This is a genomic window from Pseudomonas sp. C2B4 (genome assembly GCF_013359695.1).
Taxonomy (GTDB): Bacteria; Pseudomonadota; Gammaproteobacteria; order Pseudomonadales; family Pseudomonadaceae; genus Aquipseudomonas.
This window is the reverse complement of the sequence record NZ_JABFMU010000001.1, coordinates 348,224-356,227: the sequence shown is the minus strand read 5'-3', so window position 1 is coordinate 356,227 and position 8,004 is coordinate 348,224. Positions and strand designations below refer to the sequence as shown.

At 60.9% G+C, this 8,004-nt stretch carries 11 protein-coding genes and 1 other RNA gene; 5 read left to right on the top strand and 7 right to left on the bottom strand.

The window, feature by feature from the left end:
• Positions 1–150: 150 nt before the first annotated feature.
• The 5 genes from HNQ83_RS01690 to HNQ83_RS01670 are packed head-to-tail and all read right to left on the bottom strand — an operon-like array spanning position 151 to position 4,961.
• On the bottom strand, positions 151–1,368 hold the full coding sequence (locus HNQ83_RS01690) for a 2-octaprenyl-3-methyl-6-methoxy-1,4-benzoquinol hydroxylase (RefSeq protein ID WP_175387372.1): 1,218 nt from the start codon (positions 1,366–1,368) through the stop codon (positions 151–153).
• Positions 1,369–1,377: 9 nt separating this feature from the next.
• Entirely contained in the window at positions 1,378–1,863 is a 486-nt protein-coding gene (locus tag HNQ83_RS01685) for a DUF4442 domain-containing protein (protein ID WP_175387367.1), read from the bottom strand.
• Positions 1,856–3,043: a 2-octaprenyl-6-methoxyphenyl hydroxylase gene (gene ubiH, locus HNQ83_RS01680; RefSeq protein WP_175387366.1), complete on the bottom strand. Its 1,188-nt coding sequence runs from the start codon at positions 3,041–3,043 to the stop codon at positions 1,856–1,858. The genes HNQ83_RS01685 and ubiH overlap by 8 nt, the downstream gene beginning before the upstream one ends.
• Positions 3,040–4,374, bottom strand: a complete 1,335-nt coding sequence (gene pepP / locus HNQ83_RS01675; RefSeq protein WP_175387365.1) for a Xaa-Pro aminopeptidase — start codon at positions 4,372–4,374, stop codon at positions 3,040–3,042. The genes ubiH and pepP overlap by 4 nt, the downstream gene beginning before the upstream one ends.
• 26 nt (positions 4,375–4,400) lie before the next feature.
• On the bottom strand, positions 4,401–4,961 hold the full coding sequence (locus tag HNQ83_RS01670) for a YecA family protein (RefSeq protein ID WP_175387364.1): 561 nt from the start codon (positions 4,959–4,961) through the stop codon (positions 4,401–4,403).
• 185 nt (positions 4,962–5,146) lie between these two features.
• Between HNQ83_RS01670 and HNQ83_RS01665 the strand changes: the two genes are divergently transcribed.
• The 4 genes from HNQ83_RS01665 to HNQ83_RS01650 all read left to right on the top strand — a co-directional run bounded on the left by HNQ83_RS01665 (position 5,147) and on the right by HNQ83_RS01650 (position 6,571).
• Positions 5,147–5,356, top strand: a complete 210-nt coding sequence (locus HNQ83_RS01665; RefSeq protein ID WP_096817418.1) for a TIGR02449 family protein — start codon at positions 5,147–5,149, stop codon at positions 5,354–5,356.
• Positions 5,353–5,670: a cell division protein ZapA gene (locus HNQ83_RS01660; RefSeq protein ID WP_175387363.1), complete on the top strand. Its 318-nt coding sequence runs from the start codon at positions 5,353–5,355 to the stop codon at positions 5,668–5,670. The genes HNQ83_RS01665 and HNQ83_RS01660 overlap by 4 nt, the downstream gene beginning before the upstream one ends.
• A 30-nt stretch (positions 5,671–5,700) precedes the next feature.
• A non-coding RNA gene (ssrS, locus tag HNQ83_RS01655) (6S RNA) lies at positions 5,701–5,879 on the top strand.
• An 86-nt stretch (positions 5,880–5,965) separates the two neighbouring features.
• Positions 5,966–6,571, top strand: coding sequence for a 5-formyltetrahydrofolate cyclo-ligase (locus HNQ83_RS01650; protein WP_175387362.1), 606 nt, complete (start codon positions 5,966–5,968; stop codon positions 6,569–6,571).
• Between the two features lie 35 nt (positions 6,572–6,606).
• Here the strand turns inward: HNQ83_RS01650 and HNQ83_RS01645 are convergent, their stop codons facing one another.
• Positions 6,607–6,762: a hypothetical protein gene (locus HNQ83_RS01645; protein WP_175387361.1), complete on the bottom strand. Its 156-nt coding sequence runs from the start codon at positions 6,760–6,762 to the stop codon at positions 6,607–6,609.
• A 195-nt stretch (positions 6,763–6,957) separates the two neighbouring features.
• On the opposite strand from HNQ83_RS01645, the gene HNQ83_RS01640 reads away from it, so the two are divergent.
• Entirely contained in the window at positions 6,958–7,410 is a 453-nt protein-coding gene (locus tag HNQ83_RS01640) for an EVE domain-containing protein (protein ID WP_175387360.1), read from the top strand.
• A 125-nt stretch (positions 7,411–7,535) separates the two neighbouring features.
• Here the strand turns inward: HNQ83_RS01640 and HNQ83_RS01635 are convergent, their stop codons facing one another.
• Positions 7,536–7,943, bottom strand: coding sequence for a flagellar basal body-associated FliL family protein (locus tag HNQ83_RS01635; RefSeq protein ID WP_175387359.1), 408 nt, complete (start codon positions 7,941–7,943; stop codon positions 7,536–7,538).
• Between the last annotated feature and the right edge of the window lie 61 nt (positions 7,944–8,004).

Here is an 8,004-nt window from a genome sequence, read left to right as displayed (position 1 = left end):
AGAGAGACTGGCGGCGTGAACCTTGACGGGTGTCCAAGATTACTTGACCAGTTCAGGCTCGCTCCCACAAGGATTCCTCCTATGAACACTGGAAGTCCAACTGTGGGAGCGAGCCTGCTCGCGAAGAGGCCATCCGCCTCAAAGAAAATCTCAGGCCTTGGCCAACGCCGGCAAATCCCCGGTCAGCCCCAGTGCCTCGCGCACAAACAGCGCCTTGGCCTCGGGCATCCGGTCGACCATCTTCAACCCGACATTACGCAACCAGCGAACCGATAACGGATCGGCCTGGAACAAGCGCTCGAATCCTTCCATCGCCGCCATCAACGCCAGGTTGTGCGGCATACGGCGACGCTCATAACGGCTGAGCACCTTCACATCCGCCAGACGCTCACCTCGAGCAGTCGCCTGCAGCAGTACTTCGGCCAGCACGGCTGCATCGAGGAAACCAAGGTTCACACCCTGCCCGGCCAACGGGTGAATGGTGTGGGCTGCATCGCCAATCAGCGCCAGGCCTTCTGCCACGTAACGCTTGGCATGACGCTGCCGCAGCGGTACGCACAGACGCGGATCGGCGCTGAGCACCGTGCCCAGTCGACCTTCGAAGGCCCGCTCCAGCTCGCGACAGAAACCTTCGTCATCCAGCGTCATCAAGCGCTCGGCTTCGCTCGGCGTGGTCGACCAGACGATCGAGCACCAATCGTGCTGGCCATCGCGCTCCAGCGGCAGGAACGCCAACGGGCCGTTATCGGTAAAGCGCTGCCAGGCGGTCATTTGATGGTTTTTTGAGCTGCGCACGCTGGTGACGATCGCGTGATGCAGATAATCCCACTCCCGCGTCGCAACGCCGGTCAGGCGCCGAACCGCCGAATTGGCACCATCGGCCGCGATCACCAGCGGTGCGCGCAAGGTGCGGCCATCGGCCAGGGTCAGCAGCCAGTCGTCGCCGGAGCGACGCATTTGTTCAAGTCGTGCATTGGCCAGCAGGCCAAGATCACAGTCGTGCAAGCGATCGAGCAAGGCATCCTGAACGACCCGATTCTCGACGATGTGGCCCAGCACATCGGCATGCACGCTGGCCGCCGAAAAGCGGATTTGCCCGGTGCCGCTGCCATCCCAGACCTGCATGTCGCTGTAAGGGCTGCTGCGCCGACTGGCGATGCCCTCCCAGACGCCCAGGCGCTCGAGAATACGCTGGCTGGCAATCGACAATGCACTGACCCGCGGCTCGAACGGCGCCTGGGCATCAAAGGGTTTGACGCTCATGGGGCTGCCGTCCAGCAGCAGGACTTCCAGGCCACTGTCCTGCAACGCCAGCGCCAGGGCGCTGCCGACCATTCCGGCCCCGACAATCAGCAGATCTGCGCGCATTTCCATGCTTTAAGCCTGTCTCGCTTGCGGCTTGAGCCGCACGTAAAGGGTTTTTCCGACGCGCGCCACCAGGTGGCCCGTGCCGTCGTGAATATCGACCTGCAATTGCGGCAGGTATTTTTGGCCATCGGCCGTCTGCCGGCGGATTTCGTCGAGCAGGGTGTCATCGATATTGAACCGGGCGAACACCGGTCCTTTGCCCGGCGCAATGAAATCGATGTCGGCGGCCCTGTCCCAGACGATGTAGTTGCGCCCAAGGTTTTCCATCAGCATCAGCATGAAGAACGGATCGACCATCGAATACAGACTGCCACCGAACTGAGTGCCGACGTAGTTACGGTTGTACCAGCCCAGGCCCATGGACACCTGGATATCGCGGAAGTCATCGCTGATGTGCCGCACCCGAACCCCGGCACCGAAGTACGGCGGATAGAGGTTCAGGAACCAGCGCATCAGCCGTGCCTTGCCGAACGTGTGGGCCAGCCACTTAAACATCGGGGCGCGTACCCAGGCCCATGGCCTGACGGGCGAACCAGCGCTTGGCCGGCGGCAGCAGATCGAGGCCGAGCAGACCGAGATTGCGCCCGAGCGAAACCAGGGGTTGCGTGCTGCCGAACAGGCGCGTGACCTGGTCGGAGAAGCCGACGGTGAGGTTCTGATCCAGGCGCTGCCCCTCGCGATAGGCCTGCAGGGTGGCAAAGTCCCCCAGCGCCTGTTCGCTGGCCAGTAATGCATCGGCCAGCGCCTGGGCATCGCGCAGCGACAAGTTGAAACCCTGGCCGGCAATCGGATGCAGGCTGTGGGCGGCGTTGCCGAGAATCGCCAGATGCGGACGCACCTGCTCTTCGGCCTCCACCAGCGACAGCGGATACAGATGCCGTGCACCGACCTGCTTCAACGTACCGAGGCGATAACCGAACACACCCTGCAATTCGCTGAGGAAGCTGCGCTCGTCGAGTGCTGCCAGGCGTTGCGCGTCCATCCCCAAGCGGGTCCAGACCAAGGCGCAGCGATTGTCCGGCAGTGGCAGCAACGCCATCGGGCCATCGTCGGTGAACCGTTCGAAAGCCATGCCGTTGTGGGCTTCGCTCGGGGTGATGTTGGCGATCAGCGCGCTCTGGTTATACGGACGCTTCCTGATGCCGATGCCCAGCTGCTCGCGCAGGCCGGAACGGCCGCCATCGGCAAGCACCGCGAGGTCGCAATCCAGCGTGGTTTCGTCATTGAGCATGAGGCGATAGCCGTCAGTGAGCGGTTCCATGCGCGTGACTTCCGCCGGACAACGCCAACTGATCACGTCCGGGTCCAGGCCTTGCCACAGGCATTGGCCGAGCCAGGCGTTTTCCACCACATAACCCAGTGCCGGAACACCCTCTTCCATCGCCGACAGTCGCGCCGTGGAAAAACGTCCACGGTCGGAGACATGAATCTGCTTGATCGGTTCGGCGCGGCGGGAGATTGCCTGCCAGACGCCCAACCGCTGATAAATCTGCCGCGCACCAAAGGACAAGGCTGTGGAACGCGCGTCGTAGCTCGGCTGATAGGTGTCGCCGGGGGCGAACGGCTCGATCAGCACAATCTTCCAGCCACGGGTCTTGGCCCCTGCCTGTAACGCCATCGCCAGGCTCGCGCCCACCAGGCCACCGCCGATAATCGCCAGATTGACTCGATTCATGCCGCTTGTGTCCGTGCTTGCGCCATCAAGGCCTCGATCTCCGCGACCGTTTTCGGTACGCCTTTGGTCAGGATTTCACAGCCGCTTTTGGTGACCACGACATCGTCCTCGATGCGCACGCCAATGCCGCGCCATTTCTTCGCCACGTTCTGGTTATCCGGGGCAATGTAGATCCCCGGCTCCACGGTCAGCGCCATGCCGACTTCCAGCACGCGCCATTCGCCGCCGACCTTGTACTCGCCAACGTCATGTACATCCATGCCCAGCCAGTGCCCGGCGCGGTGCATGTAAAACGCCTTGTAGGCTTCGCTGGCGATCAATTCGTCGACGTCGCCTTGCAGCAAGCCCAGCTCGACCAGGCCGGTGGTGATCACCCGAACCGTGGCTTCATGGGCCTGATTCCAATGCTTGTTCGGGGCGATTTCGGCAAAAGCGGCCTCCTGGGCAGCCAACACCAATTCGTAGATCGCCTTCTGTTCCGCGGAATACTTGCCGTTGACCGGCCAGGTGCGGGTGATGTCGCTGGCATAGCAGTCGATCTCGCAACCGGCGTCGATCAATACCAGGTCACCGTCCTTTAGCACGGCGTCATTCTGCTGGTAATGAAGAATGCAGCTGTTGCGCCCGGCGGCGACGATCGAGCCATAGGCCGGCATCTTCGCCCCGCCCTTGCGGAACTCGTAATCGAGCTCGGCCTCCAGACTGAATTCATGCAAACCGGGACGGCTGGCCTGCATCGCGCGTACGTGCGCCTGGGCGGAAATCCGTGCAGCCTCGCGCATCACCTTCACTTCTGCCGCCGATTTATACAGGCGCATGTCATGCAGCAGATGATCCAGCGCAACGTATTCGTTCGGAGGCTGGGCACCGAGGTTGGCCTTGGAACGGATCACGTTGATCCAGTCCATCAGGTGCCGGTCGAATTCGGGGTTGCTGCCCATAGCCGAATACACCCGGTCACGGCCTTCGATCAGGCCCGGCAGGATGTCGTCGATGTCCGTGATCGGGAAGGCATCGTCGGCGCCATAGTCGCGAATCGCACCTTCCTGCCCGGCGCGCAGGCCATCCCACAACTCACGCTCGACGTTGCGTTCGCGGCAGAACAAGATGTATTCGCCGTGCACGCGCCCAGGCATCAGGACCAGGACGGCCTGCGGCTCGGGAAAACCGCTGAGGTACTGGAAGTCGCTGTCCTGGCGGTAGACGTGCTCGACATCGCGGTTGCGGATGGCCACCGCCGCGGCGGGCAGAATGGCGATGCTGTTGGGTTCCATCTGCGCCATCAGGGCCTTGCGGCGACGACTGTATTCCGCTTTCGGGATATGAATCATGGGCAGATGGCGTTCCCTGGCTTTAATTAATGCAACGACGGTTTGGCAGCCGCCGGTTCTTCCGCTTTCCTGGTTTCAGAGAACAGCAGCAGCGGCGCGACGCGCAGGTACTCCATGACTTCCATGTAGTCGGTTTCGCCGTCTTCGGATTCTTCCAGGGCGTCTTGCACCTGGGAAATGGCGGCCAGGTCCTGCAACACTTCGGTGGCCTCGGCGCTCAACATGCTGCTGTCACGGCAGTTCAGGCCGAAACCGCTGAGGAAGCCCTGGCACCACTGGCCCAGTGCCGCGGCGCGTTCGGCCAGCGGAGCATCGTCGGTCGGCAGCAGCAGAACGACAGTCACGTCTTCGCCGGTAAGCTCTCCCTTGACCATCTCTTGCAGGCCGATCAGGGCAGCGCGAACGTTGTCCTGCGGCTCGCTTTCAAGCAGCTCGGCGGCGTCGATCAGCCAGCCCTCGGCATCGAAACCGGCGCCGGCGCAACTGCGCCCGAGCAACAGGCCGTGCAGTTCGGCAGGCGAGACAGGGTGACCGCTGGATGTCAGCAGGGTGGCGAAGGCTTGGTACGGAGAATTCTGAATGGGCATGGGCAGCTAGGCGCCAGACGGCGCTATGTCTAGAATGAAGGCCTTGTATCCTACATCGACTACCCCTGTAGGAGCGAGCTTGCTCGCGATGAACCTGAGAACGCCGCTGGGTGTCAGGCACCCAGCGCAAGCTCGTTTCTACAGGGAGCCGCCCGCTACCACCCATCAGACGAACAGTGGACACAATGGAAGACACCGACCTGCAAGCGCTGATGGCCAGACTCGAGCTGCTGATTACCCGAGTCGAGCAACTTAAGAGTCAAAACGCACTCTTACAAGCTCAGGAAAAGACCTGGCGCGAGGAACGCGCTCACCTCATTGAAAAAAACGAAATCGCCCGGCGTAAGGTCGAATCGATGATTTCGCGCCTCAAGGCCCTGGAGCAAGACTCATGAGTTCAAGCAATAGCGTCACCGTGCAGATCCTCGACAAAGAATATTCGATCATCTGCCCACAGGAAGAACGCAGCAACCTGGTGAGCGCCGCCCGTTACCTGGACGGCAAGATGCGCGAGATCCGTAGCAGCGGCAAAGTCATCGGCGCCGACCGCATCGCCGTCATGGCCGCGCTGAACATCACCCACGAGCTGCTCCACAAGGAAGAACGCCCGGATATCCAGGCCAGTGGCTCCACCCGTGAACAGGTGCGCGACCTGCTCGATCGCGTCGATCTGGTACTCGCCACTGATCCGGACGTCACCAAAGGCTGATTCGTGTCACCGCTTGCGGTATACTCCAATCACTCCCTGGGGTGCTTGCCAGTTGACGACGTCCCTGAGCCGATTTGCTATACCCTGGAGGTCGCACGTTGGGCTGGTGTGCATGTCCGCTAGACGGAAAGCCTTAAAGCCTACTGCGTCTTCCACCTTGAACTCTCGGGTTCAAGGGCTAAGTCGACAGCGGCACATTCGGGGAGCCTGATTTCAGTCCGATGCCGGTTTTTATACCGGCATCGGCTTTTTTACGGGTACGCTTCACGTACCCGTCCTGTTGAAGCCCGAATTCATGACCGAACCTGCGCTGCTTCCCCGCCCGCAACTTCGACGCATGCTGCGCAAGGCCCGCCGCGCACTGACACCCAGTCAGCAGCAACAGGCGGCTCGCGGGCTTTACAAGCAATTGGCCCAGCAACCGCTGTTCCGCCGCGCCAGACACATCTCTCTTTACCTGCCCACCGATGGCGAAATCGATCCGCGCCTGTTGCTGCGTGCCGCCCAGCGTCGGGGCAAGGCCACCTACCTGCCCGTGCTCAGCGCCTGGCCACGAACCAAAATGGTGTTCCAGCGCATCCGCCCCGGCGAGAAACTCAAGCCCAACCGCTTCCGTATTCTCGAACCACGGCACAACCTTGCCCGGCAACGCAAAGTCTGGGCACTGGATCTGGTGCTGCTACCGCTGGTGGGATTTGACGATGTCGGGGGACGCCTGGGCATGGGCGGTGGTTTCTATGATCGAAGCCTGGCCTATCTGGCGCGCCGCAATGACTGGCGCAAGCCGACGCTGCTGGGGCTGGCCCATGAATGTCAGAAGGTGGAGCGACTGGCTCAAGCGAGCTGGGATGTACCGCTGCAAGGAACAGTGACGGACAAGGCCTGGTACTACGCAGGCTAGACGCCACTGCATGGAGCGGCGTCTAAAAAACGGGTTCAGCGTTTGAAGGCGGTCGACTGTTGCTGCAATGGCGAAACTTCAATCGGCGCATCGATCTTGTTGGCCCACAGGCTTTGGGCATAGCCGGTGGTCACGACGCCAAGGCCAAACAAAATAACCAAAATCCATAGTAAATCCGGTTTGCGTTTCATCGACTGCCCCCCAAAGGCATATCAACACGATGACAGCAGCGGTTTCCGTTTGTAGGCCGTGCAGCAGCGTCAAGCTTTAAAGGCCGGCATTTTGCGACAACGTGAACCGGCACGCAAATGCTGGCGTCAACCGACTGTCGGTTTGTCATAAAATTGCCGGACAACCCGCCCACACACCTCGCAAGGAGCCAGACCATGGCCTATTGGCTAATGAAATCCGAGCCCGATGAACTCTCGATCAAAGGCCTGGAGAAGCTCGGCAAAGCTCGCTGGGACGGGGTTCGCAACTATCAGGCGCGTAACTTTTTGCGGGCCATGGCGGTGGGGGACGAGTTCTTCTTCTATCACTCCAGTTGCCCCGAACCCGGCATTGCCGGTATCGGCAAGATTGTCGAAGCTGCCTATCCGGACCCGACGGCGCTGGAGCCTGAAAGTCATTACTACGACCCGAAGGCCACAACGGAGAAAAACGCCTGGAGCGCGATCGATGTCGCCCATGTCGAGACGTTTTCCAGGGTGTTGAAGCTGGACTATCTGAAACAGCAGACCGCACTGGCGGAGATGCCGCTGGTGCAGAAAGGTTCGCGGCTGTCGGTGATGCCGGTGACGGCGGAGCAGTGGGCGGCGGTGATTGCGCTCAAACCGTAAGACGCGCAGCGACTTTTAGAATGCTTTCGCGAGCAGGCTCGCTCCCACAGAAGATCCTCAGTGAATGCAGATCCAGTGTGGGAGCGAGCCTGCTCGCGAAGAGGCCCGCCCGAACGACAGAGTTCTTATTGAATGATGAGGTTGTTGAACAACAGATCCTCAACCACGGGCTTGCCGGTCTCATCATTCATGATCTGCTGGGTCTGCTTCAGTGCTTCCTGACGCAACTTCTCCTTGGCCTCGACGTTGTTCATTGTCTCGGCGGTCTGCTGGGTAAACAGCGCCACCAGCTGATTTCGAATCAACGGTTCATTGGCCTTGACCGCTTTGGTCGCCTCGTCACCCGTGACCCGCAATGCCACGTCCGCCTTGTAGACCTTGAGCTTGGCCGTGCCGTCCAACCCATAGTTGCCCACAAATGGCGGGCTCAGGGTGATGTAATTGACCTTGGGCGCTGCATTTTCCGCAGCTTCTTCGGCCACCGCTGCCACAGGCAGAGACAGGGCCAGCATCAACATGATCCACGCTTTCACAATTCACTCCTCATCCGGTTTGCGGCCTAGCATAACGACCCGCCGATCAAGCACAAGCTTA

What these genes read in the sequence shown, in the direction of transcription:
- HNQ83_RS01660 (WP_175387363.1), top strand. Translation starts at nt 5,353, where the DNA reads ATGAGTTCAAGCAATAGCGTCACCGTGCAGATCCTCGACAAAGAATAT.
- ubiH (WP_175387366.1), bottom strand. Translation starts at nt 3,043, where the DNA reads ATGAATCGAGTCAATCTGGCGATTATCGGCGGTGGCCTGGTGGGCGCG.
- HNQ83_RS01690 (WP_175387372.1), bottom strand. Translation starts at nt 1,368, where the DNA reads ATGCGCGCAGATCTGCTGATTGTCGGGGCCGGAATGGTCGGCAGCGCC.
- HNQ83_RS01650 (WP_175387362.1), top strand. Translation starts at nt 5,966, where the DNA reads ATGACCGAACCTGCGCTGCTTCCCCGCCCGCAACTTCGACGCATGCTG.
- pepP (WP_175387365.1), bottom strand. Translation starts at nt 4,374, where the DNA reads ATGATTCATATCCCGAAAGCGGAATACAGTCGTCGCCGCAAGGCCCTG.
- HNQ83_RS01665 (WP_096817418.1), top strand. Translation starts at nt 5,147, where the DNA reads ATGGAAGACACCGACCTGCAAGCGCTGATGGCCAGACTCGAGCTGCTG.
- HNQ83_RS01670 (WP_175387364.1), bottom strand. Translation starts at nt 4,961, where the DNA reads ATGCCCATTCAGAATTCTCCGTACCAAGCCTTCGCCACCCTGCTGACA.
- HNQ83_RS01685 (WP_175387367.1), bottom strand. Translation starts at nt 1,863, where the DNA reads ATGTTTAAGTGGCTGGCCCACACGTTCGGCAAGGCACGGCTGATGCGC.
- HNQ83_RS01645 (WP_175387361.1), bottom strand. Translation starts at nt 6,762, where the DNA reads ATGAAACGCAAACCGGATTTACTATGGATTTTGGTTATTTTGTTTGGC.
- HNQ83_RS01640 (WP_175387360.1), top strand. Translation starts at nt 6,958, where the DNA reads ATGGCCTATTGGCTAATGAAATCCGAGCCCGATGAACTCTCGATCAAA.